26 protein-coding genes are annotated in these 21,873 nt (G+C 64.0%); 25 read left to right on the forward strand and 1 reads right to left on the reverse strand.

Annotation, left to right across the window (positions count from 1 at the left end):
* The first annotated feature begins 1 nt into the window (after window position 1).
* The 25 genes from fliR (at window position 2) to AQ12_RS00380 (ending at window position 21,351) form a co-directional block, all read left to right on the forward strand.
* Window positions 2-835: a flagellar biosynthetic protein FliR gene (gene fliR, locus AQ12_RS00260; protein ID WP_152682608.1), complete on the forward strand. Its 834-nt coding sequence runs from the start codon at window positions 2-4 to the stop codon at window positions 833-835.
* Window positions 835-1,923: a flagellar biosynthesis protein FlhB gene (locus tag AQ12_RS00265; RefSeq protein ID WP_048437841.1), complete on the forward strand. Its 1,089-nt coding sequence runs from the start codon at window positions 835-837 to the stop codon at window positions 1,921-1,923. The genes fliR and AQ12_RS00265 overlap by 1 nt, the downstream gene beginning before the upstream one ends.
* A complete protein-coding gene (gene flhA / locus AQ12_RS00270; protein ID WP_048437842.1) occupies window positions 1,920-3,980 on the forward strand; it encodes a flagellar biosynthesis protein FlhA in 2,061 nt (686 codons plus the stop codon). The genes AQ12_RS00265 and flhA overlap by 4 nt, the downstream gene beginning before the upstream one ends.
* Before the next feature lie 9 nt (window positions 3,981-3,989).
* Complete coding sequence (locus AQ12_RS00275; RefSeq protein WP_048437843.1) at window positions 3,990-4,775, forward strand: flagellar hook-basal body protein; 786 nt, start codon at window positions 3,990-3,992, stop codon at window positions 4,773-4,775.
* The gene (flgG, locus tag AQ12_RS00280; protein ID WP_048437844.1) at window positions 4,775-5,572 is read left to right on the forward strand and encodes a flagellar basal-body rod protein FlgG; all 798 of its coding nucleotides are present in this window, start codon (window positions 4,775-4,777) and stop codon (window positions 5,570-5,572) included. The genes AQ12_RS00275 and flgG overlap by 1 nt, the downstream gene beginning before the upstream one ends.
* Window positions 5,573-5,577: 5 nt before the next feature.
* Entirely contained in the window at window positions 5,578-6,180 is a 603-nt protein-coding gene (locus tag AQ12_RS00285) for a flagella basal body P-ring formation protein FlgA (RefSeq protein ID WP_193387940.1), read from the forward strand.
* Complete coding sequence (locus AQ12_RS00290; protein WP_048437846.1) at window positions 6,177-6,761, forward strand: flagellar basal body L-ring protein FlgH; 585 nt, start codon at window positions 6,177-6,179, stop codon at window positions 6,759-6,761. Before AQ12_RS00285 ends, AQ12_RS00290 begins: the two co-directional genes overlap by 4 nt.
* Window positions 6,725-7,900: a flagellar basal body P-ring protein FlgI gene (locus AQ12_RS00295; protein WP_238587608.1), complete on the forward strand. Its 1,176-nt coding sequence runs from the start codon at window positions 6,725-6,727 to the stop codon at window positions 7,898-7,900. The genes AQ12_RS00290 and AQ12_RS00295 overlap by 37 nt, the downstream gene beginning before the upstream one ends.
* Window positions 7,901-7,931: 31 nt before the next feature.
* A complete protein-coding gene (locus AQ12_RS00300) occupies window positions 7,932-8,315 on the forward strand; it encodes a flagellar basal body protein (protein ID WP_048437847.1) in 384 nt (127 codons plus the stop codon).
* 23 nt (window positions 8,316-8,338) lie between these two features.
* Entirely contained in the window at window positions 8,339-8,776 is a 438-nt protein-coding gene (flgC, locus tag AQ12_RS00305) for a flagellar basal body rod protein FlgC (protein ID WP_048437848.1), read from the forward strand.
* Between the two features lie 11 nt (window positions 8,777-8,787).
* The gene (gene fliE / locus AQ12_RS00310) at window positions 8,788-9,111 is read left to right on the forward strand and encodes a flagellar hook-basal body complex protein FliE (RefSeq protein ID WP_053076467.1); all 324 of its coding nucleotides are present in this window, start codon (window positions 8,788-8,790) and stop codon (window positions 9,109-9,111) included.
* Between the two features lie 64 nt (window positions 9,112-9,175).
* On the forward strand, window positions 9,176-10,609 hold the full coding sequence (gene fliF / locus AQ12_RS00315; RefSeq protein WP_053076468.1) for a flagellar basal-body MS-ring/collar protein FliF: 1,434 nt from the start codon (window positions 9,176-9,178) through the stop codon (window positions 10,607-10,609).
* On the forward strand, window positions 10,606-11,166 hold the full coding sequence (locus AQ12_RS00320; protein WP_152682609.1) for a hypothetical protein: 561 nt from the start codon (window positions 10,606-10,608) through the stop codon (window positions 11,164-11,166). The genes fliF and AQ12_RS00320 overlap by 4 nt, the downstream gene beginning before the upstream one ends.
* A complete protein-coding gene (locus AQ12_RS00325; protein WP_161798963.1) occupies window positions 11,163-12,047 on the forward strand; it encodes a FliH/SctL family protein in 885 nt (294 codons plus the stop codon). The genes AQ12_RS00320 and AQ12_RS00325 overlap by 4 nt, the downstream gene beginning before the upstream one ends.
* Before the next feature lies 1 nt (window position 12,048).
* Window positions 12,049-13,410, forward strand: coding sequence for a FliI/YscN family ATPase (locus AQ12_RS00330; RefSeq protein ID WP_048437851.1), 1,362 nt, complete (start codon window positions 12,049-12,051; stop codon window positions 13,408-13,410).
* Window positions 13,407-13,886 carry a hypothetical protein gene (locus AQ12_RS00335; protein ID WP_048437852.1) on the forward strand — a complete coding sequence of 160 codons (480 nt, stop codon included), beginning with the start codon at window positions 13,407-13,409 and terminating at the stop codon, window positions 13,884-13,886. Before AQ12_RS00330 ends, AQ12_RS00335 begins: the two co-directional genes overlap by 4 nt.
* Window positions 13,879-15,423, forward strand: coding sequence for a hypothetical protein (locus AQ12_RS00340; protein WP_152682610.1), 1,545 nt, complete (start codon window positions 13,879-13,881; stop codon window positions 15,421-15,423). Before AQ12_RS00335 ends, AQ12_RS00340 begins: the two co-directional genes overlap by 8 nt.
* Window positions 15,420-15,821 (forward strand): flagellar hook assembly protein FlgD, encoded by a 402-nt coding sequence (locus tag AQ12_RS00345; RefSeq protein ID WP_048437854.1) that lies wholly within the window; start codon window positions 15,420-15,422, stop codon window positions 15,819-15,821. Before AQ12_RS00340 ends, AQ12_RS00345 begins: the two co-directional genes overlap by 4 nt.
* 36 nt (window positions 15,822-15,857) lie before the next feature.
* Window positions 15,858-17,039, forward strand: coding sequence for a flagellar hook protein FlgE (locus AQ12_RS00350; RefSeq protein WP_048437855.1), 1,182 nt, complete (start codon window positions 15,858-15,860; stop codon window positions 17,037-17,039).
* Window positions 17,039-17,878, forward strand: a complete 840-nt coding sequence (locus tag AQ12_RS00355) for a FliM/FliN family flagellar motor switch protein (RefSeq protein WP_048437856.1) — start codon at window positions 17,039-17,041, stop codon at window positions 17,876-17,878. The genes AQ12_RS00350 and AQ12_RS00355 overlap by 1 nt, the downstream gene beginning before the upstream one ends.
* Window positions 17,875-18,240 (forward strand): FliM/FliN family flagellar motor switch protein, encoded by a 366-nt coding sequence (locus AQ12_RS00360; protein ID WP_053076469.1) that lies wholly within the window; start codon window positions 17,875-17,877, stop codon window positions 18,238-18,240. Before AQ12_RS00355 ends, AQ12_RS00360 begins: the two co-directional genes overlap by 4 nt.
* A gap of 2 nt (window positions 18,241-18,242) precedes the next feature.
* Window positions 18,243-18,728: a flagellar biosynthetic protein FliO gene (locus tag AQ12_RS00365; protein WP_048437857.1), complete on the forward strand. Its 486-nt coding sequence runs from the start codon at window positions 18,243-18,245 to the stop codon at window positions 18,726-18,728.
* On the forward strand, window positions 18,725-19,423 hold the full coding sequence (fliP, locus tag AQ12_RS00370; RefSeq protein WP_048437858.1) for a flagellar type III secretion system pore protein FliP: 699 nt from the start codon (window positions 18,725-18,727) through the stop codon (window positions 19,421-19,423). The genes AQ12_RS00365 and fliP overlap by 4 nt, the downstream gene beginning before the upstream one ends.
* Before the next feature lie 6 nt (window positions 19,424-19,429).
* Entirely contained in the window at window positions 19,430-20,212 is a 783-nt protein-coding gene (locus tag AQ12_RS00375; protein ID WP_048437859.1) for a sigma-70 family RNA polymerase sigma factor, read from the forward strand.
* Window positions 20,213-20,238: 26 nt separating this feature from the next.
* Window positions 20,239-21,351 (forward strand): hypothetical protein, encoded by a 1,113-nt coding sequence (locus tag AQ12_RS00380; RefSeq protein WP_053076470.1) that lies wholly within the window; start codon window positions 20,239-20,241, stop codon window positions 21,349-21,351.
* Between the two features lie 2 nt (window positions 21,352-21,353).
* Here AQ12_RS00380 and AQ12_RS22595 read toward each other — a convergent pair whose 3' ends face one another.
* Window positions 21,354-21,782 (reverse strand): hypothetical protein, encoded by a 429-nt coding sequence (locus tag AQ12_RS22595; RefSeq protein WP_152682611.1) that lies wholly within the window; start codon window positions 21,780-21,782, stop codon window positions 21,354-21,356.
* Between the last annotated feature and the right edge of the window lie 91 nt (window positions 21,783-21,873).

Raw genomic sequence — 21,873 nt, forward strand, 5'->3', positions numbered from 1 at the left:
CGTGAATTTCAGTCTCATCACGTCAGGCCTGGCTGGCGCCCTCGATCCCGGCTATGTCGTGGCCGTTTTCCTGCTGTCGCTGCGTCTTTCGGCCGTGTTCCTGATGACGCCCGTGCTGTATGCATTCGGGGTTCCTGCTGTCGCTCGCGTCCTGCTGGTCATCGGCATGGCGGCCGCTCTGGCGCTCGGCGTTCCGACCGAGGGATTGGCTGTCCTGTTCTCCGCTTCCAGCACGGCCTCCCTGTTTGTTGCAGCCATGACTGAGGTCGCGCTCGGGGCCATGCTGGCGCTGGGAATCCTCAGCGCGTTCGCCGCCATATCGCTGGCCGGCCGTCTGATCGACATACAGATTGGCTTCGGCATGGCGCAGGTGTACGACCCCGTGTCCAACCGCCAGGTACCAGTGCTGACATCGGCCTTCGACCGGCTGGGTGTGATCGCATTCTTTCTCATCAACGGGCACCACGCACTGCTGCGCGGCATCGCGTTCAGCCTTGAGCGATTTCCTCTGGGGCGTCCCTGGCCGCTGGAGGCGACGGTGCCGCTGGTCATCAAGCAGGTCGGCGGGCTCTTCGCGATGGGCTTCGCGCTCGCAGCGCCTGTGGTGGTTTGCCTGCTGCTGGTCGAATTGGCGCTTGGCGTGGTCGCACGCAACCTGCCCCAGATGAACATGTTCGTGATCGGCATCCCGCTCAAGATCGTCGTCGGCCTCGCGGCGCTCTCGCTGTGGTTTGGTGGAATGGGCGATTCCATGAGCCGTATCTACGGGTCCATCTACAAGAGCTGGGATGCCACGCTGTCTGTCCCGCCTGTACCCGCCCAGGGAGCGCGCTGATGGCCGAGCAGGACCTCGACCGCAACGAAGCGGCCACGCCCTACAAGCTGGAGAAAGCCAGGGACAAGGGCCAGGTCGGCAAGAGCGCGGACGTGGTTTCCGCGATCGTATTCACGGTGGCCGTGGCGTATCTGTACTGGCAGGGTGCCGACGGACTGGTCGCGCAATTTCGATACGACCACTCGCTGCTTGCGCAAGCCGGTCGCATGGAGGCGAGCCCGGCCAGTCTCTGGCGGCTGGTGAGCGCCATGGTCAAGGACAGCCTGCTCATGCTGGCGCCTTTCATGGGGGCCATCGTCATCGCCGCGATCGCCGGCAACATGATGCAAACCGGGCCCATCCTTTCGGCCGACCCCGTCAAGCCCGACTTTGACCGAGCCAATCCTGTCAACGGCTTCAAGAAGGTGTTTTCCATGCGCACCTTGTTCGATGGTGCGCGGGCCATCATCAAGCTGCTGTTGCTGGGCCTCGTGGTTTATCAGGCGCTCAAGAGCCTGACGCCGCAGTTCTTTCACCTGGCCTCGATGTCCGCCCCGAGGCTGCTTCGCACGCTGGTTGACGACGTGGCCGCCACGGGCCTGAAGATGGCCTTGATGCTGTGCATCATCGCGCTGGTTGATTTCGGGTTCACCCGCCGCGAGTTCGACAAGAAGATGCGCATGAGCCGGCGCGAACTCAAGGACGAAAACAAGACTCGCGAAGGCGACCCGCGCATTCGGGCGAGGTTGCGCGAACTGCGCCGCGAGGCGCTCAAACGCAGCATGGCGGTGCGCCACACCTCAACTGCGGACGTCGTGCTGACCAACCCGACGCATTTCGCTGTGGCACTGCGTTATGTGCACGGCCAGATGCAGTCACCGCAGGTCGTTGCGAAGGGGGCGGGCACGCTCGCGGCGACCATGAGGAAGATCGCCGCGCGGCACAGCATTCCGGTCGTGCAGAACCCGCCGCTGGCGCGCGAGCTCTACCACACGGTCGAAGTTGAGCAGCACGTCCCACCCAACCTGTACGCGCAGGTGGCACGCATCCTGGTGTGGGTGTTTGCGATGAGGCAGGCCCGCACGGGTGCCTCTGGGGCTGCAGCATGAACGCGCTGGAGCGATTCTTCGGCAAGCAAAGCGATATCGCCCTTGTCGCATTGGTGCTGGGCGTCCTGGTCGTCCTGTTCGCGCCTATTCCCAGCGGCCTGCTGGACTTTCTCATCCTGGCGAACTTCAGCTTCGCTTTCCTGATCCTGCTGCTCACGTTCTATATGGCGCGGCCTGTCGAGTTCTCGACTTTTCCGTCGCTGCTTCTGATTGCGACTCTTTTCCGTCTTTCACTCAATGTTGCCGCTACCCGCCTGATTCTTTCTGATGCAGATGCCGGCAAGGTGATCGGTGCCGTGGGCTCGTACGTGGTCGGTGGAAACTATGTGATCGGGCTGATCGTCTTTTGCATCCTGATCGTGGTGCAGTACGTGGTCGTGACCAGTGGCGCGCAACGCGTGTCTGAAGTCGCGGCGCGCTTCACGCTCGACAGCATGCCCGGGCAGCAGATGAGCATCGATGCGGACCTGAACATGGGTTTCATCGACCAGGCAGAAGCCCAGAAGCGCCGCAAGCAGATCGAGAAAGAAGCAGGCTTCTATGGCGCCATGGATGGTGCAAGCAAGTTCGTCAAGGGCGATGCGATTGCCGGCATCATCATCTTGCTGATCAACATCGTGGGTGGCTTGCTGATCGGCGTCATGCAGCACCACATCCCGTGGGGCCAGGCGCTCCAGACCTACACCTTGCTCACCATTGGCGATGGAATCGTCACCCAGGTTCCCGCGCTGGTCATCGCGGTAGGCACCGGCATCATCGTGACGCGCTCGTCGTCGGACAGCAACCTGAGCCGCGAAGCGTTGCGGCAGATCACGTCGTTTCCCAAGACCCTGCTGCTGGTGGCTGGCGCGCTTTGCGGACTCATGCTCTTGCCGGGCATTCCGCTCGTCCCGACGCTCATTCTGGTCGCGGGGGTGATGGCGGTGGCGTTCATCTCGTCGCGCCTGTCGAAGCGAAGCCATGAGGCTTCGAATCAGGAAGGTGCTGCCGACACAGACGGCAGCAGCGGGGAGGGCGCTGACGATCCTTACGCAACGCTTCCGGTCGAGCCTATCGAGATCCACGTCGGGCGCAACTGGGTGCCGCTTGTCATGGAGCAAGAAGGCCCTTTCATGGAACGCATCAAGGCGTTTCGCAAGCAACATGCGCTCGAACTCGGCCTGGTCCTTCCTCGCGTGCGGTTCAAGGAATCGACAAAGCTTGCAGCGGACAAATACGAGATCAATGTCGACGGTGTCGCTGTTGCGCGGGCTGAAGTGCGCAGCTCGCAGTGGCTCGCGATTCACCCATCCGGCGACGTGCGCTCCATCCCCGGTGAAATCACCCGCGATCCGACCTACGGGCTTCCGGCGCTGTGGATCACCGATGAAAACCGGGGCCTGGCGACAGCTGCCAAGTTCACCCTGGTAGACGGCCCGACGGTGCTGATGACGCACCTGACCGAGATTCTCAAGCGCGAATCCGCAAGCCTGCTCACCCGAGCCGAGACCGATCGCCTGCTCGGGCGGGTGCGCCAGAGCCAGCCGGGACTGGTGGAGGAACTGGTGCCCACCGTGCTGTCGGTGAGCGATGTGCAAAAGGTTCTGCAAAACCTGCTGCGCGAGAAAGTCTCCATCCGCCACATCGAAGCCATTCTTGAGACCCTGGCCGATGCCGGCCGCTCCACCAAAGACGCATCGCTGCTCACCGAGCGTGTGCGCCAGCGCCTGGGTCATGCCATCTGCCAGGGTCTGGTCGGCGAAGCACCGGTTCTCCAGGTCATGACGCTCGACCCGATGATCGAAAGCCGCTTGTTGCAAGGGCTGCAAGCGGCTCATGCCGACGCGCAGTCCTACGGGCCGGAACCACGTCTGGCAGAGCAATTCATGGCTCGCATGATGCAGCAGGCCGAGCAGATGATGAAGAGCAACCTCTTGCCTGTCCTGCTGTGCGCACCCGATTTGCGAAGGCACATCCGCTCCCTGTGCGAGCGCGCCGTTCCGCACCTGCGCGTGCTGTCTCTGGCCGAAATCCCCCAAACGATCGAACTGAAGTCATACAGCGTGGTGACGATATGAAAGCAAATCATGAATGAGGTACTGGCCATTGGCCTGCAGGCCATGCAGGGCGACATGGCACGGCTCGAGCAGGTCGGCATGAACCTGGCCAATGCGCTGACGCCGGGCTACAAGGCCGGGCTCTCGGTGCAGGGCGCCTCGGGTGCGAGCTTTGCCTCGCACTTCGGCGCAGCGGCGTCTGCTTTGGATGCTGCTTCCCTTGCATCCGCCGTTACTCCCCACACCGTTACTCCCCACACCGTTACTACCCAATACCTGAGCGACACGCGTCCTGCGACGCTCAAACTCACAGGCGAGGCGCTGGACGTGGCGCTGGCGGGTCCCGGCTACTTTGAAGTGATGACCGGGCAGGGACCTGCCTACACGCGTAGCGGTTCATTCCGCGTTGATGGTCAGGGCCGCCTCGTCACCACGCAAGGTCACGCGGTGATGGGCGCCGGCGGCGAAATCGTGCTCAAGTCACCCTCACCGACGATTGACGCGAGCGGTGCCATCACATCATCGCCATCAGCCGATGCGCAGGTGCTCGGGCGGCTTCGCGTCGTGCAATTCGAGGCCGGCGCCCAACTCACGCCGCTGGGCGACAACCTGCTCGCCGCTGGCCCCGCAATCAGCTCTCTGCAGGGCGACGCCGTACAGGTGCGACAGGGCTTCGTCGAGAACTCCAACGTCAACCCGGCTCGCGAAATGACCAACCTCATCCAGACCATGCGCCACTTCGAGAGCATGCAGAAAGTCGTGCAGACCTATGACGACATGCTGGGCAATGCCATTCGCAAGCTGGGAGAAAACTGATGTCTGACGCTCTCTATATCGCGGCTACAGGAATGCAGGCGCAGCAGGCCGGCGTCGATGTGATCGCCAACAACCTGGCCAACGTGAACACCACGGCCTTCAAGCGTGGGCGAGTCGGCTTCGCCGACCTCATGACGCGTGAGGCGATGCGGGTAGCCGGCGCCATTGGCGCCTCCCAGGGCGCCGAGACCTCCGTCCAGATGCAACGCATGGGCGCAGGCGTTGCAATGACCGGCATGGGAAAAGTATTCGATCCCGGCGAAATCAAAAAAACCGATTCGCCCCTGGACATCGCGATTCGCGGCGAGGGCTTCCTGGAAGTCACGCTCGCAGATGGGACGCATGCCTACACGCGCGGCGGCTCGCTCAAGGTGAACAGGGACGGTGTGCTCGAAACCCAGGCAGGGCACGCCTTGCGGCCCTCGATCAGCATTCCTGCGAACGCTGAATCCATTTCCATTGCAGCTGATGGACGCGTTACCGTTCGCCTCGCCAACCAGGCGTCTCCAGTCGATGCGGGCCAGATCGACCTGTATCGCTTCTCCAACGCGAGCCGGCTCGAAGCGATGGGCGACAACCTCTATCGCGCGAGCGAAGCGTCAGGCGAGGCGATTGCCGGGCGTCCGGGTGAAGACGGCGCAGGTCTCTTTGCGCAGGGATTCCTGGAAGGCTCCAACGTCAAGATGGTCGACGAGATGGTGAACCTGATGCTCGCCCAGCGCGCCTATGAAGCGAGCGTCAAGGTGGTTCAGGCGGCAGACGAAATGATGGGGTTGGTCAACAACCTGCGCAAGTGATGAGCATGCCCAGGCGCTTTCTCACATTCCTTCACCTTGCTGTGGCCATCGCCTGCGCTGGCGGGTTGCCGTTCGCGTATTCCGATTTGCATTCGGCTCCGCTCGATCCCGCGCCCGGTGAAGTCCAGATCGAATTGCGCCAGCAAGTCGCACCGGGCCAGCGTGAGGTGAAACTTGGCGATGTCGCCATCATCCGCACGCGAGATTACGCAACGATAGAGCGGCTGGTCGGTCTGCCACTCGGACCGGCACCGCGCGAGGGGACGCAGGCGGTACTCAGGCGTGAGGTTCTCGCCAGGTGGATTCGAAGCCAGGTCGGAATCTCGCGAGACCAGATTGCGTGGAGCGGCCCTGAACAGGTGGTGGTGCGCGTCGGGTACAGACAGGCCGTGACGCAGCAGGCTTTGCCGGCCGCAACCGTACCGATGGTGAGTCGTGGCGACTGGATCGTGCTGCAGCTGAAGTCGGGCGCGGTCGAGCTTGAGCGCCGCGTCGAGGTGATGCAGGACGGTGTCCTGGGCCAGGTCATCAAGGTTCGCGGGGAAAACGGGGCAAGTTCGGTGGATGGACGCGTCGTCGCCGCCGGCCGCGTGGAGGCGCTGCGATGAACACGCCAATCGCGCGGGCACTGCTTCTGGCAGCGACCGGTTTGCTGGTTGCGCTGTCATCGGGTGCCGGCAGCCTCTACAACGAACAGAGCTACCGGGCACTCACAGCCGACAACAAGGCTTTTCGCGTCGGCGACGTTCTCACGGTTCAGGTCTTCGAGAACTCCAGCGCCACGACCAGCATTGACACCGGCACCCGCCGCAAGAACACGCTGAGCGCCGAGCTGTCACATGGAAGCCGCCGTGTCGCCGAAACGGCAATCGGCGCTAGCGGCGACTTCGATGGAGGCGGTCGTACGCAGCGCGCCAACCGCGTGCTCATCACCTTGAGCGTGACCGTCAAGGAAGTGCTGGCCAACGGCGACCTGCGAGTCTCGGGCGAGCAGATGCTGCTGATCAACCAGGAGCAGCAGAAGGTGACGCTCGATGGACGTGTTCGTCCGCACGACATCTCTGATGGGAACATCGTTCTCTCCACCCGGCTGGCCGACGCGCGTATCACCTATCTCGGCGAAGGCGAAGTCTCACAGCGGCAGCAGCGTGCATGGTGGCGAAAGCTGCTGGACTGGGCGGGTATGTGATGCGTGCCTGTCAACGGATCACAGTGGCTTTGGTGCTGGCGCTGCAAGCACTGGCCGCCAACGCACAGGCCGTGCGAATGGACGCCGCCAATTCAGTCCGGGTCAAAGACCTGGGCAAGCTCCAGGGCTGGCGTGACAACTCGCTCGTTGGCTATGGCATCGTCACCGGCCTGGCCGGTACGGGCGACTCGCCCACGAACCGCACGACGCGGCAGGCGATGGCCAATGTGCTGTCGCAGTTCAACCTCACCGTGACACCGGACCAGATCCAGAGTCGCAACGTGGCCGTTGTGCTGGTGAGTGCGCAGCTTCCGACGTTTGCCAGGGAAGGTGACGCGCTGGATATCACCGTCACTTCCAGCGGCGATGCGCGCAGCCTGGTCGGTGGAAGCCTGCTGCTCACACCGATGAAGGGACCCGACGGACGCGTCCATGCACTGGCACAAGGACCGCTTTCGGTGGGCGGCTATCGCTACGACGCCAACGGCAATGTCGTGCAGAAAAATCATCCGACCGTTGGCTCGGTGCCCGGTGGTGCAGTCGTCGAGGTGCCCACCGGCACCGAGGTTGCCGCTGCAGGCCGCAACCTCACATTCGTCCTGGCCGAGCCTGACTACACCACGGCAAGCCGCGTGGCATCCGCCATCAATTCGCAGATCGGCGCAGGCCTGGCCCATGCAAGGGACGCCTCGGGTATCGACATCGCCATTCCCGACCTCCAGCGACACGAACTGGTCGGCTTCATCGCTCGCATTGAGGGCGTTTCGGTGCAGCCCGATCGTCGCGCCAAGGTCGTGATCAACGAACGCACGGGCACAGTGGTCGCGGGCGGCGATGTGCGCATTGCGCGGGTTGCGATCTCGCACGGCGATCTGAAGATATCCATTGCGGCGCAGGATTCCGTTTCGCAACCGGTCGTCATCGGCAATGCGGGGCCCAACGTGCGAACCCAGCCTGTGCGCAATGCGCAGGTGGATGTCGAAGAGCAAAACGGTCCCGGTTTCCTTGCGTCGGGGACCACGGTGTCTGACCTCGTCCAGTCGCTGGCACGCCTGAAGACCAGCACGCGCGATGTGATTTCGATTCTTCGCGCCGTCAAGGCCGCAGGCGCATTGCACGCCGAACTGGTGGTGCAGTGATGAGCCGCCTGAACATCACCTGGAGCAATCAATGAACGACGGCATCGAAGCCATCACGACGGCGGCGCTGCGCACGGCGATGGATGCGGCAAGCCTGCGACAGCAGGCGATATCGGCCAACATTGCGAACCACAGCACGCAGGGCTACGTTGCCCAGAAGGTCGACTTCGAATCCCAGATGCTCGACGCCAGGCGCAGCCTGGATGCCAGGGGTCGCATCGATGCATTCGCGCTTTCCAGTGTGCGACTCGAACTCGCGCCGATGCTGGACGCGAATGGCGTACCCGCCAAAGTCCATCTCGATGAGCAGGTGGCACAGATGTCCCAGAACGCTGTTGCCTACCAGACGCTCGCGCGCGGGCTCAGCCGACACCTCGCGATTCTCTACACCGCTGCCAGTGACGGCAAGCGCTGAACCACTGTCTACCCAACATCACCATGGCACAGAATTCCATCTTCGAGATCAGCGCCGCCGGCATGGCCATTGAGCGGACGCGCGTTGAAGTCGCCGCGCTCAATCTCGCCAACGCACACACCACGCAAGCTGCCGGACAGCCCGGCTACAAGCCGCTTCGGGTGGTCGGTTTACCGACGGCCGACACCTTCGCAGCCGCCCTGCAGGCTGCAGGGGCAGGCGCCGCCGCCTTGGCGCCTGCGTTTCGCATCGAGGCTTCCGGCGTGGCTCCCCGACGTGTGCACGAGCCCGGCCATCCCTTTGCCGATGACGCAGGATTCGTGACCTATCCGGGCGTCGACACCGCAACCGAGATGGTGACCCTGCTCAGCGCAACCCGCGCCTACGAGGCCAATGTGGCCGCCATGAACACCACCCGCCAGCTGGCCCTGAAGGCGCTCGACATAGGAGGCAACTCGTGAGCAATCCTGTCATGCCCATAGTCGCAGTAGCGCCCGAGCAGCTCCATGCGCTCTTTCCGACGGACATGGTTCCCGACGCGCGCAACCCTGTGGCGTCGTCGTCTGCCGCATCCGTTGGCGGCTTCGCGGACATGATGACCAAAGGCATTTCCGAAGTGAACCAGCAGCTGCTGGCAAGCCAGACCGGCCTGCAACGGCTTGCCACCGGCGATACCCAGAACCTGCACCAGGTGATGATCCAGCTGGAAGAAAGCCGCGCGTCGTTCCAGCTCATGATGCAGGTGCGAAACCGCCTGCTCGAGGCGTACCAGGACGTCATGAAGATGCAGATCTAGGACGTACCGATGAACTTTCTTTCATACAACCTATTGGCGCGGCTTCGCTTGCAGGGAGGCGACCGTGCTTAAGGACCTCTGGACATCGCTGGGGTCGTCGGCACGCATCGGCCTGGCTGCGGGCGCCTTGCTCATCGTCGCGGGCAGCGTTGCCGCCGCGACCTGGTTGCTGCGCACCGACTATCAGGTCCTGTTCACCGACCTCAAGCCGCAAGACACTGCGATGATGGCCGCCGAACTCGACAAGCTCAAGGTCCCCCATCGGATCGGCCCGGATGGCAACACCATCCTGGTGGACGGCGCCATCGTGCATGCGACACGCCTCAAACTCATGGGCAAGGAGCTGCCCCTGCATGGCGCGACGGGGTTCGAGCTGTTCAACAACGCGGATTTCGGCATGACCGAGTTCGCGCAGAAGATCAACTACCAGCGCGCGCTGCAGGGCGAGATCACGCGAACGATTCTGTCGCTGGCCGAAGTGCGCGATGTGCGGGTTCATCTCGCGCTGCCCGAAGAAGGGCTCTTCAAGCGCGCGACCAGCAAGGCCAAGGCAGCCATCACGCTCAGCCTCAAATCGGGGCAGTCGCTTCGCAGTGAGCAGGTGATCGGCATCCAGCGACTCGTCGCTGCAGCTGTCCCCGGAATTTCCGCGCAGGACGTCACGATCGTCGACCAGCAGGGCGTCGCGCTCACCCGGCCCGCACACCAGGAGGGTGAAGTCGATGGCGGTTCTGCCCGGCTCGACCTGAAACGCGATACCGAAAAGCAGCTCGTGCGCAAGGCGACCGAGGTGCTTGAAGGCGCCTTTGGTGCAGGGCAGGTGCTCGCGACGGTTGATGTGACCCTCAACATGGACCAGGTCCGCGTGACGACCGAGGAAGTGCTCGGCGCCCAGGGTCGTACCGGCTCGTCGGCTGCCGGCGTGATGGTTCGCGAGCGCGAGAGCGTGCGCGAATCCGGCCCGCCCCTGGCGCAGCCAGATTCCGCGCGCGGCGGCAACAACCAGCGCGAGGTGGATTACCAGGTGGGCCGGCGCGTCGAGCATGTCGCAAGCCAGCCCGGCGCAATTCGCCGTCTGCATGTGGTTGCCGTGATTCGTCAACCGGTCAGCCCGGAGCAGGGCGAGCGCATGAGGGAACTGGTCGCAGCGGCCGTTGGCGCGGTGCCGGAGCGGGGCGACGTGGTTGTCGTCCAGAGCATCCATTCTTTTGCACCTGAGCCCGCGCCTGATTCGCCTGCTGCGGTGTCTGATGTGCCGCAGCCACGGCTGAAGATCGCGACTTCGTTACAGGAGGGGGAGCCCCAACCTGATGCGTTGATCGCGTTGTCGGTTCTTCTGCTGGCGGCCGTGCTCGGGGCATCTGCCTGGATGCTCTGGAGGCGACCTGCCACCACTGAAAAAGCGAGCCCGATGACCGACGCGCAGCGACAGGCCGTGCTTGAACAGATGCAGGATTGGCTGGACGTCAGCCCATCTTCGACAGGGGCGAGGCGATGAGTACCGTGTTTGAATCAACCGAACGACACACCTTACCGGTGGACGAGTCGCTGCGCAGATGTGCGCTCACGCTGCACGCCATCGCGGGCGATGATCGCGCATGGGTCTTGTCCCGTTTGAACGGACCCGGCCGCGCCGAGCTTGAACGCCTGATTGCAGAACTCAACACCCTGGGCATCGCGCCAGACCCGAGGTTTGCGCGGGTGGCGCTGGACGATAGGGTCAAACTGATGGCTCGCGTGTTGCGCGCCGAGCCGCCACGTCTGGTCGCATATTTCCTGCTGTCGGCAGGTAGCGCAGTCTCCAGGCAGATTCTCCTGGGCATGGACGAATCACGCAGGCAATCGGTCCAGCAGCACCTGGACGCCTTGCAAAGCGGCTTGCTCACCGGTGCACCTCGGCGCCTGGCCGCTGCGCTGGTGGAGCGGCTCGAACAACAGGTGCTTGCCGCTCAGGCGGCGGCGGCATCGCCTGTGGCGCACTCGCCCCGCGACGCTTCGCCTCGCTGGAGTCGATGGCGTTCTGCGTGGCGTCGGCTGTTCGGGGCGCGCGCATGAACTCGACTGGCGAGCCTGCGCTCTTGCCGGCCGCGACCGTGTTGCGCGACGTCGTGATGAACGCGCAGCCGCACGCCTTGACGCGACCTGGGCGGCTGAATGCCGTGCATGCGCACGGTGTGTTCCCGGACTCGCCGCAGGGATCGCAAGCGCATCAAGGGACCTGCCCTGCAGGTACGTATGACGAAGGCCTGGAAGAAGGCCTGGCCGAGGGACTGAGGCAGGGCCGCGCGCAGGCTTTGGCCGAGGCCGGGAGCGCGCAAGAAGATGCGACTCGCGACCTGGTCGAAGCTGCCCGGCGCGCTGCGCAGGAGCAGGGGCTGCAGGAAGGAATGCAGGAGGGCTTGAAGCGTAGCGCGCAGCTTGCCCAGGAGCAGGCTCGCGACGTCCGGGAAGCGGCCGACGCTGCGCTTGAAGAGGCGATGCGCGAGATCGATGAACGCTGTGCGCGGCTGGACAGGTTGCTCGCTACCTGCCTGACGGAACGCGCGCGCCTGCTGGCGAACTGCGAAGATGAAATCGTGTTGATCGTGCATGAGGCGATCTGCAAGGTGCTGGGCAGCGAAGCCGTCAAGCCGCAAGTCATCTTGGCCATGGTGAAGCAGCTCATTGCGCAGCATGGTTTGCGCGAGGCATTGTTTGTCCATCTCCACCCGGATGACGCGCAGGCGATGCGCATTGCTCACGGCAGCTCCAGCCTCGATGACTGGCAGTACGTTCCCGATGCATCGGTCGGGCTGGGCGGCGTCATCCTGCGTTCTGCGAATGGCAGCGTCGATGCGCGCCTGGAAACCCAGATTCAGTCGCTGGGCGACGCGCTTGTCGCAGTCCGGCGCGAGCGTCAGCTGCAATCTGCAAAATCCACGCGGGACGGCAGCTGACATGCAGGCGCAGCTCTCACCCTATCTAGCCGCGCTGCGCCAGGCCGTGCTGGTCCGCCGGGTCGGTCGCGTGCGGCAGGCTGGCGGGCTCGCAGTGGAAGTCGAAGGCCTGCGCGCCACGCTTGGCGAGCTGTGCACGATTGCGCCGATCCACAGCACGGAGCAGGCGGGCAAGCGCGATCCCGAGCGCGACTTCATCCTTGCAGAGGTTGTCGGCATTCGCAGCGATGGTGTGGTGCTCATGGCCTATGGCCGGATGCAGGGTGTTGCCGCCGGCTGCGAGGTGGTGGCTGACGGTCAGCAGTCCCGCATCGACGTGGGCGACGGACTGCTGGGCCGTGTGATCGACGGTTTCGGCTCGCCGCTGGACGGCTTGCCCCCGCCAACGACAGCAGCTTCCCGACCTTTGCGCGCGCCACCCATCAACCCGATGCAGCGTCCGCGAATCAGCCGCATGCTGGAGACCGGCATCCGTTGCATCGACTCGCTCCTGACCATCGGGCAGGGGCAACGCGTCGGCATCTTTGCAGGAAGCGGCGTCGGCAAGAGCACCTTGCTCGGGATGATTGCGCGCCATGTCAAAGCCGATGTGAATGTCATTGCACTCATCGGCGAGCGTGGGCGCGAGGTCAAGGACTTCATTGACAAGCAGCTCGGACCGGCCGGCCTGGCCCGTTCGGTCGTCGTCGTCGCCGCATCGGACCAGCCTGCGCTGGCAAGGCTGCGGGCGGCGTATGCGGCACTTGCCATCGCGGAGCACTTTCGCGATGAAGGCAAGCAGGTCTTGCTGACCATGGACTCGGTGACACGGTTTGCCATGGCGCGGCGTGAGGTCGGGCTGGCGGCAGGGGAGCCGCCGACTGCGCGCGGCTACACGCCATCGGTTTTTGCGGAACTGCCCGAGCTTTGCGAGCGCTGCGGCACGGCCGCTGGCGGAGGTTCGATCACCGCGCTCATGACCGTGCTGGTAGAGGGCGACGATCTCAATGAGCCGGTATCGGACAACATGCGCGCGATCCTGGATGGGCACATCGTCTTGTCGCGCGCACTTGCGCACAGCGGTCAATACCCCGCCATCGACGTGCTGCAAAGCGCCAGCCGCCTGATGCCCGATCTGTGCGCGCAACCCGAGCTTGACCTGGCCCGGGAGGCCGTCAAGACCATTGCCCTGCTGGAGCGAAACCGGCAGATGGTCGACATGGGCGCCTATGAGCGCGGAAGCAACCCCCAGCTTGATGACGCCCTCTATCTTCAACCCGGGCTGCAGCAGTGGCTGCGCCAGCAAGAGGGCGGCGTCCCGTCGGGTCAGGGCCGCGCGGCGCTTGCGGCAGCGATGCGCGGCCAGAAAGCGATGAGCTCATGACAGTCAAGGAAGTCAGAGGCTTCACCTACCCACTGGAAGCGGCACGCTCGCGCATGCGCTGGCAGCTCGATGCGGCAATGGCACATCTGGCCGCTGTGCAGCGGCAGATTTCGCAGCTGGAGGCTGCGATCGAGGCCGTGAGGAAGCTCTGTGAGCAGGAGGCATCGCACGCTGCGCAGATGTGGACACGGCGTCCGGACACCCACTCGCAGGTAAGGGCGCTGGATTTTCTGGCGAGCGTTCGGCGTCGCGAAGAGGTACTTCTGGGCCAGCTCGTCGAACTGAAAGGCGCGTTGACCGCCGCACGAAACGACTGTTGCGACAAGCAGGTGCGCCTGGAAGCGCTCGATGCCCATCGCGCCGATTCGCTCGGTCAATTCAAGGCGCACCAGAACCGCAAGAACGCGGTGGAAGCCGACCACGAGTGGAGCGCTCGCGCTGCGCGCAAACAAACAGGGATCCTGGAACATGGCTAACCAGATAGTGGATACGAGGCTGCCTGAGCTGCTGCCGCAAAGACAGCAGCGCGCAGGGCATGGCGAGGGCGATGGCGCCCACGCGCGGTCGTGGGAGCGAGAAATGGAACGCGCGCAAATGGAGCTGTGGCTGGGCAACGGCGTCGTGGGGTACAAGCCGCTTGCTGGTACGGCCACGGGCGCTGTGGGTGTGCCGGGTGTGGCTGGTGCCACGGCAACCTCAGCCCTGGACCGATCTGCGCCGCAGCCCGAGCGAGAAACCCGCGCGAAATCGATCAGCCCCGTGAAGCGTGTCGATGCCGCGCCAGACCGCGCGCCGACCGGCGGGCCTGATGGGCGCGATGGAGTTCGCAACGACGAGCGTGGGGGGCTTGCGAAAGCCCGATTCGAGCCCGTCGCGCGACCGGAATCGGTGAGCCTGAACGCCTTCCAGCCGGTGGCCGGCATCTCAAGTGAGGTCGCCGTCTCCGGTATCGAAGCGTCCACAACGCAAGGCGCACACGCTCCATCAGGTGGGACGACGCACGGGCATGCGGCAAGCACTGCCCGGCGTGTGCCGAACGAGTTGTTCGCCACCGCCCCAGCAAAGCTGCCTTGGGAAGCAGGGCCGTACACCGAACGCGCGGTTCCCACACCGAGTGACGCTGCTGCGTACACCGCCCAGATGGTCGCGAGCCTGCAGGTAAGCGCGCCACTGGAAGTTTCTGCCGCTTTCGACGGATTCGCGTTGCCCGCACTCTTACCCGCATCGCTACCCGCACCACTACCCGCACCACTACCCGCACCTCTGCCCGTGTCGACGGCAAGCGAGCCGGTGCCTGTGCAGCAGGCTCCATCGGCGGGGGTTTCGCCTGTCGGCCAGAAGCCTTTGTTCGTCGGCGAGCTTGCCGCGTCTGCAACGCCGACCGCGCTTGAGCCGGTGGCCGCTCCATCCGCGCCGCTGTCAGCAGCACCGGTTATTGCTGTGTCGGCAAAGTCCGGTGCGATGCCGAACGGACCGGGTCTGTCCGCTGTCGCTCTCGCGGCCAGCGTGGTTCCTTCGATGCAACCCGCGAGCGTTGCCGCCGCACCTGCGCAAGCCGGCAATTTTTCGCCAATGCTCGCGCAATCCTCGACTGCAGCCATCGCGGCCCAACCCCTGGCGAACGCTTCGCAGACCGCGTTGAACTTCACCCCGCAAGGCGTCGCAACCCTGCCTTCCACCCAGCGAGCCCAAGCGCAACCTGCAGAACGCGCCAGCCGGTCTGGGCAGGGTGCAGCTGCGGCTCGCGACCCGGGTCCCATTCGCCTGCACGCAGACTGGACGGCCAACGGCGTGAGGCTGTGGCTGGGCATGAACGCCCAGCTGCTGCCCCAGCTTCAGGCCATTGCCAACCAGCTGCAAATGTGGGTGTCCGCACAGGGCGTGCGGTTGCTTGGAATTTCATGCAATGGGCGCGAGCTCGGCAATGACCGCTCGACCACCGACATCTTTGAGTCGGCCAATCCAGACGCGGGCGCGTCGCATCAAGACCATCAAACACGGGAGATTTCATGAGCATTGGATCCGTCACATCAGCCGCTTCGGCCACGCAGGCCAAACCCATGGGCATGGAAGATTTCCTGAAGATCCTGCTGACGCAGCTGACCTACCAGGACCCGCTCAAACCCATGGACAACCAGGAGTTCATGGCACAGATGGCGCAGTTCACATCGCTGGAGCAGACCCAGCAGCTCAACGAAAAGATGACCACCCTGATTGCAAACCAGGCCGCGCTGCAATCGGTGGGCCTGCTTGGCCGCACGGTGGACATCGGCACATCGGGCGGCATCGCACTGACCGGGACGGTGACTGCGCTGTCGCTCACCGGTGAGTCGCCGTCGCTCACCGTCAAGACGGCTGCGGGCGCCGAAATTCCAAACATCAGCCTCAGCCAGGTCGTCGCCGTCCGCTGAGTCCTTTCCATTCAACCTCCATTTCCAAGGACATCCATGCTTGACTCCATCTTCATCGGAATGACCGGCCTGCAGGGCTACTCGCAGGGTCTTCGCGTCATCGCCAACAACACGGCCAACATCAACACCCCCGGCTACAAGGGTTCGAGCCTGCAGTTCGCTGACATGTTCTATTCGAACTCGAACACCGGCATGGGCACGATGCAGGTCGGATACGGCCTCAACACGGCGGGCACCATGCTCAACTTCGAGCAGGGCGAGCTGCGCCAGACCGGCAACACGCTCGACCTCGCGGTGGACGGTCAGGGCTTGTTCACCGTACGTGATTCGGGCGGCAACACCCACTACACGCGCGCCGGACAGTTCAACTTCAACACCGACGGCGTGCTGGTCAGCCGCATCGACCAGAGCAAGGTGATGGGGCAGGACGCAAGTGGCGCGGTGGGTGAGATCAGCATCGCGGGCAAGTCGGCCATTGCCGGCACGGCGACAACTGCAGTGAAGTTCGCGGGCAATCTGTCGAGCACAGCGCCGTCGCACACGATTGGATCGGTCAACATCCTGGACAAGCTCGGTGGCTCGCATGCGTTCACTGTCAAGTTGACGAACGAAAATACCGTGGCTACTCCCAACCAGTGGAAGGTCGAGCTGGTCGACGCCTCGGGTGTGGCGGTCGATTCTGGCTCGATCGCTTTCGAGAACGGCCTGCCCAAGGCAGGCAATTCCACGGTCACGATGGACTTCACCCCGCCGGGCCTTGCATCGATGGCCGTCGTGCTCGACTTCAGCGCCGATGTCACTTCTTTTGCAGCGCTGACGACATCCACGCTGTCCATGACTTCGCAGGACGGAAAAGGCCCGGGCACCCTGACCGGCGTGAACTTTGACGCGAGCGGCACGCTCATCATGAATTACTCCAACGGTGAAACGGTCAAGGGCTCGCGCCTGTTGCTCGGACGCTTCGACAGCGTCGATGCGGTCGCCGCCAACGGCAACAACCAGTTCGACGCCACCAACCAGCTTGCGTGGCACACCGGCCTGGGCGCAGAGGGCGGCTTCGGCTCCATCCGCTCCGGGATGATCGAGCTGTCCAATGTCGATCTTTCGCAGGAGTTCAGCGACCTGGTCATCATGCAGCGCGGCTACCAGGCGTCGTCGCAGGTCATCTCGACCGCGAACGACATGCTGCAAGAGCTGTTTCAGATGAAGGGCAAGTAGTGAGCGCACTGGCATCCCGGACAGTCACACTGCGATCCTGGACCAAGGCCCAGCGCGCCGAGCTTGCGAGCCTGGTCGAGCGCGCATTCCGCACATGGACCAGCGACTGGTACGTCCCGGCGAGCGCACCGGTGACTTGCGATTGCGAGGCTGCCGGCCTGGAGACGCTTCTGGCCAGGGCCTTCTTTCTCCCCCTGGGCAGAACAGGCGCTGCACAGGCGTGGGTGATGACCGATGGCGACGGCCCGGACGCATTGATGGCCGCGCTCTTCGAAGTCCATCGCCGCCGCCAGCCAACGCAGTCGGTGCTGGCGACCGAGCTGGCTTCGCAGGCATGGGACGAAATGCTCGAGTGCCTTCGTACGGCACTGGGATTGGGTGCGCGGACCGGCATGGGGTATCCCGTCCCGGCTGATGTTCGCCTGTGGTCAGGCCCCGTCACACTGAAGCTTCGCGCAGGCGCGCTCGACGTGGACTTGCTGCTCACGGGTGCCTGCGTGGAGCCGCTGGTGACGGCGTCTTGCGCGCACGCCCCGCGCTCGGCCCATGCCCCTTTGACGCCCGTGTTCCATGCCATCGCCGATCGACCGGTGCGCGTCAAGGTTGACCTCTCGGCGTTCGAGCTGGACCTGGGCACCGTGCAGGACTTGCGCGTTGGTGATGTCGTTCCCCTGCCGCATCGGCTATCTGCGCCTGTCATTGTCAGCGCCGCGGGCAAGCCTTTGTGCAATGGATTTATCGGCCGACAATCTGGCAGCAAAGCCGTTGAACTGGCACGCGATACAGCGGTGCCCTCTGAAATTTCAATACCGACTTCTACTGAAAGACCCACCACATGAACACGGATGCTGCTTCTGCGCGCCTGGCCGGCGCTCCCACCTCGGCGCAGGTGATCAGCCTGGTCGAACTCAATGGTGAACCCGCACATCGGGCCTCATCAGCGGACGCGAAAGTCCTGGACGACTACAACCCGCTGCACGCGGTACGCACGCGATTGCAGGTCTGCGTCGGCGAAACCGAGCTCACCGTGGGCGAACTGCTGGGCGCCCGCGAACACCAGGTGCTCGTGCTGGACCGCACGGTCGATCAGGCGGTCGATCTCATGCTTGAAGGCAAGGTCGTGGCCCGTGGACAACTGGTGGCGGTGGACGGCAGCTTCGCACTGCGCATCACCGAACTTCCTCATCCGCTGCGGACCTGATCATGACTACCTTCCGCTGCAAGACGCGCAACCGGGTGGCTGCGCTCGCCCTGTTCATCAGCAGTGCCGCATGCCTTGCGCAACCGGCGACGCCTGCGGTTGCGGCTTCCGTACCGGTGTCGGCGTCGGCCCCCGCATCGGCCCCCGCATCGGCGTCGGCTTCTGCATCCAGCTTTCCCGGCATACCCCTGCAGCGCGATGAGACATCGGCGTCCAATGCGCAATCCGCGTTGTTTGCGGTGCTCTTTCTGCTGGCGATCGCCAGCGCTGGCTTCTTCCTGGTCAAGCACCGCGGGCGTGTCGCTGCGCAGTCCCCGGGCTCGATGCCGCGCATCGTGAGCCGGACATCGCTGACAAATCAGGCCAGCCTGCACACCGTCGAATGGGACGGCAAAGAGCTGCTCCTGGGGGTCACTGCCAACGGCGTTTCCCTGTTGGCGCAGCGCGCCTTGCAGCGAGACAACGCGGCCAGCGAAGTGTCCCGATGAAGCTCGCGCGGATTTCCATGGCGGTTGCGCTGATGGTCGCGCTGCCGGCGCTGGCAGCTGCATCCGAAGAAACATCGCAGGCCGTGCGGGTGGTGTTGGGCATGACAGTGCTGGCGATCTTGCCGGCACTGCTCGTGTGCCTGACTGCCTTCATGCGGATCGTGATCGTGCTGTCGATGCTGCGCCATGCGATCGGCATGCCAGAGACGCCGCCCAACACGGTCGTGATCGGCCTGGCGCTTTTCCTGACGCTGTTCACGATGTCGCCGGTGCTGCAGACCCTCAACGACAGCGCGGTTCAACCCTTCATGTCTGGAAGCATTGGTGTTGACGCGGCCTACCAGAAGGGCAGCGCGCCGCTGCGCGAATTCATGGTGCGCCAGACGCGCGAGCAGGACCTGGCGCTCATGGTGGAGCTGTCCAAAGCCAAACGCCCCGAAAGCATGGCGGACGTCAGCAACGTGCAGCTCATTCCGGCTTTCATGTTGTCCGAACTGCGTGCCGCATTCCAGATCGGCTTCGTGGTGTTTCTGCCTTTCCTGCTGATCGACCTGATTGTGTCCAGCGTTTTGATGGCTTTGGGAATGATGATGATGCCGCCGACGACAGTGGCGCTTCCCCTGAAGGTCTTGATGTTCGTGCTGGTCGATGGATGGGCGCTGATCCTCAAGGCGCTGGTGGGCTCGTTTCACTGAACCCTCATGGCGCTGGACACCCTTGATCCTGTAGCACGCTGGTCGGTCGATGAGGTGCTCGACGAGGCGAAGTTGTGGGAGCTGTTTCGCGTGCATCGCAGCGACGCCGCGCGCCAGAAGCTGATTGCCCTGCACATGCCGGCGGCGTCCACGCTCGCAAGGGTCTGCTACTCGAAGCGAATTCACGACGAGATCGAATACGACGACTACCACCAGCTGGCAGCCGTGGGCCTGCTCGAATCGCTGGACAGGTACGACCCCCAATTCGGGGTCCAGTTCAAGACCTTCGCCGCGCAGCGCATGCATGGCTCCATCATTGACGGCATCGCGCGCCTGACCGAGAAGCAACAGCAAATTGCTGCCCGACAGCGGGCAGAGGCCAAGCGACGGGCCGTCATCAAGGAAGCGGCCGACGCGCCGGCCAAAGGCGTACGCAACGCTGAACAGGCGCTGCGCTATGTGGCCGAGGTCGGCATCGCCTTTGCCCTGTCGTGGATCCTCGATGGCACGGGCATGATCGAAGCGGACGACTCACCCGCACAGGGACCGGGCGTCCAGCACTTCTACCGCAATGTGCAACTGCGTGAACTACGGCAGCGGATTGCGCAGATCGTTGAAACATTGCCACCGCAAGAGCGGCGCGTGATCCGCTCGCACTACTTCCAGGAAGTGGCGTTCGAGGAGATCGCGGCCACCATGCAATTGACCCGCGGGCGGATTTCGCAGATCCACCGGCGGGGCCTGGAGCTGATCAAAGACCGATTGCGACCCCGTGATATTTGCTGTTGACCTGTTTGCATTGAAAGCCTGACCCGATGAATTCCACACCTGCCCTGTCACGCCCCGATCGCCTCTCGCGCCTTGAATCGCTGTTGCAGCACGATCCGGACAACGAGTTGCTGCTGGCCGACACCGCCGAGGCCGCCATCGCTGCGGCGCAATTTGATCGGGCCGGCGAACTCATACAGGCGGGCTTGCGCCTCTCCGGCAACCCGGCGGCATGGCAGTTCAGGCGTGCCACGCTTTGTATTGCGCAACGTCGCCTGGACGAGGCGCGCGACATCCTTGCGCAGCTCGAAGCGTCCAACGGCCCGCATCCCGCGATTTCGCACAACCTGGCGTATGTCGAATTCCTGCGCGGCAACCATGCCGCCTGCGCAGCGCTGTTGAAGCCCTTGCTTGCTGACGAAGACACGGCCCTGGCTGGCGCGGAGCCTGCCGCTCACGCGCTGTGGCTGCGTGCCATGCATCACACGGGCGCCCTGCAGGAGGCGTGGGACTGGTCGATCGCGCGCATCTCGTCTGGAAAGCTGGGTCCGCAGGCCTGTGGTGTGGCCAGCCTGATCGCGCTCGATCTTTCGCGGATTGACGATGCGGCGCGGCTGTCGCAGCGCGCGCTCGATGCGGGGGTGAACCAGGTGGAACCGTTTGTGGCGCGCGCAGGTGCCGCGTTGGCGGCGCAGGACACCGCCCTGGCAAGGCAGCTGTTGCAGCAAGCCCTGGCGCTGAGTCCTGGCGACGGAAGAACCTGGTCGAGCCTGGGTTTTGCGGCCTTGCTTGACCGGCAATTCGATGAGGCGCGTGGGGCGCTTGAGAATGCCCTGGGAACGATGGGCGAGCATGTCGAGACCCTGCAAGCGCTGGGTTGGGCCTGCGTGATGTGCGAGGACCTGGGCGCTGCTGCCGCCGCGCTGGACAAGGCGATTTCGCTCGATGGAGCCAGTGCCCAGGCGCACGGCGCTCGCGCCGTCGTTCACGCGCTTGCGGATGAAGGGGATCAGGCTCGCGCAGCGGTCCTTCGCGCCTTTGCCCTGGATGCTTCATGCGTCACTGCACGATTTGCGCAGGAGCTGCTGGCGGGTCATCAGGAGGGTGTGCGTGAGCTCACGCAGTTCGCGACGACAGGCGGTCGTCGCACGATTCACTAGGGTCAGCTGGCGGGCTGCGCGTCGGCTGCCTGGAGCAGAAACTGTGCGGCGTCGTTTGCCGCTCTTGCGATGTCGGGATCGCTTTCCATCTGCAGTTGCACATGGTCGAGCATCACCGCAAACGTCGGATCGTTGGCCAGTGCCTGTCCGAGTTCAGACAGGATCACGGTTTCCAGGAACATCCGGAAAGCCTTGCGTCCGCGCTGCGAGTCGTTGGCGTCGATCGCGCGAATTCGCCCGGCCACGATTGCCGCTATATCAGGGGAAGCGGAGGACGCAGGCGATGCTGTCGTTGGGGTTGTCGCCGGCAGGGACAGCCCGGAACTCTTGCGCGTGCTCGCTGAAGTGCCAGCCTGACGGCGTTCGCGCAGCGACGCAACCTGCACTCTGATCAGTGCGGCAAGCTGGCTGGCGGGGTCGATTGCACTCACGTTGGCGTCCTTCCGAGACCATCATATAGGAGCGGGTTTCCCCTCCCGAAAACGCGCAAAACGGCCCACTTATTGCACGTGCATCTCTATA

Origin of the sequence: Caenimonas sp. SL110, from assembly GCF_001044395.1 — a bacterium.
Classification (GTDB): Bacteria; Pseudomonadota; Gammaproteobacteria; order Burkholderiales; family Burkholderiaceae_C; genus Ramlibacter.

Excerpts from the sequence above, each read along its gene's own strand:
- AQ12_RS00265 (WP_048437841.1), top strand. The coding sequence starts at position 835 with ATGGCCGAGCAGGACCTCGACCGCAACGAAGCGGCCACGCCCTACAAG.
- flhA (WP_048437842.1), top strand. The coding sequence starts at position 1,920 with ATGAACGCGCTGGAGCGATTCTTCGGCAAGCAAAGCGATATCGCCCTT.
- AQ12_RS00275 (WP_048437843.1), top strand. The coding sequence starts at position 3,990 with ATGAATGAGGTACTGGCCATTGGCCTGCAGGCCATGCAGGGCGACATG.
- flgG (WP_048437844.1), top strand. The coding sequence starts at position 4,775 with ATGTCTGACGCTCTCTATATCGCGGCTACAGGAATGCAGGCGCAGCAG.
- AQ12_RS00285 (WP_193387940.1), top strand. The coding sequence starts at position 5,578 with ATGCCCAGGCGCTTTCTCACATTCCTTCACCTTGCTGTGGCCATCGCC.
- AQ12_RS00290 (WP_048437846.1), top strand. The coding sequence starts at position 6,177 with ATGAACACGCCAATCGCGCGGGCACTGCTTCTGGCAGCGACCGGTTTG.
- AQ12_RS00295 (WP_238587608.1), top strand. The coding sequence starts at position 6,725 with ATGGTGGCGAAAGCTGCTGGACTGGGCGGGTATGTGATGCGTGCCTGT.
- AQ12_RS00300 (WP_048437847.1), top strand. The coding sequence starts at position 7,932 with ATGAACGACGGCATCGAAGCCATCACGACGGCGGCGCTGCGCACGGCG.
- flgC (WP_048437848.1), top strand. The coding sequence starts at position 8,339 with ATGGCACAGAATTCCATCTTCGAGATCAGCGCCGCCGGCATGGCCATT.
- fliE (WP_053076467.1), top strand. The coding sequence starts at position 8,788 with ATGCCCATAGTCGCAGTAGCGCCCGAGCAGCTCCATGCGCTCTTTCCG.
- AQ12_RS00320 (WP_152682609.1), top strand. The coding sequence starts at position 10,606 with ATGAGTACCGTGTTTGAATCAACCGAACGACACACCTTACCGGTGGAC.
- AQ12_RS00325 (WP_161798963.1), top strand. The coding sequence starts at position 11,163 with ATGAACTCGACTGGCGAGCCTGCGCTCTTGCCGGCCGCGACCGTGTTG.
- AQ12_RS00330 (WP_048437851.1), top strand. The coding sequence starts at position 12,049 with ATGCAGGCGCAGCTCTCACCCTATCTAGCCGCGCTGCGCCAGGCCGTG.
- AQ12_RS00335 (WP_048437852.1), top strand. The coding sequence starts at position 13,407 with ATGACAGTCAAGGAAGTCAGAGGCTTCACCTACCCACTGGAAGCGGCA.
- AQ12_RS00340 (WP_152682610.1), top strand. The coding sequence starts at position 13,879 with ATGGCTAACCAGATAGTGGATACGAGGCTGCCTGAGCTGCTGCCGCAA.
- AQ12_RS00345 (WP_048437854.1), top strand. The coding sequence starts at position 15,420 with ATGAGCATTGGATCCGTCACATCAGCCGCTTCGGCCACGCAGGCCAAA.
- AQ12_RS00350 (WP_048437855.1), top strand. The coding sequence starts at position 15,858 with ATGCTTGACTCCATCTTCATCGGAATGACCGGCCTGCAGGGCTACTCG.
- AQ12_RS00360 (WP_053076469.1), top strand. The coding sequence starts at position 17,875 with ATGAACACGGATGCTGCTTCTGCGCGCCTGGCCGGCGCTCCCACCTCG.
- AQ12_RS00365 (WP_048437857.1), top strand. The coding sequence starts at position 18,243 with ATGACTACCTTCCGCTGCAAGACGCGCAACCGGGTGGCTGCGCTCGCC.
- fliP (WP_048437858.1), top strand. The coding sequence starts at position 18,725 with ATGAAGCTCGCGCGGATTTCCATGGCGGTTGCGCTGATGGTCGCGCTG.
- AQ12_RS00375 (WP_048437859.1), top strand. The coding sequence starts at position 19,430 with ATGGCGCTGGACACCCTTGATCCTGTAGCACGCTGGTCGGTCGATGAG.
- AQ12_RS00380 (WP_053076470.1), top strand. The coding sequence starts at position 20,239 with ATGAATTCCACACCTGCCCTGTCACGCCCCGATCGCCTCTCGCGCCTT.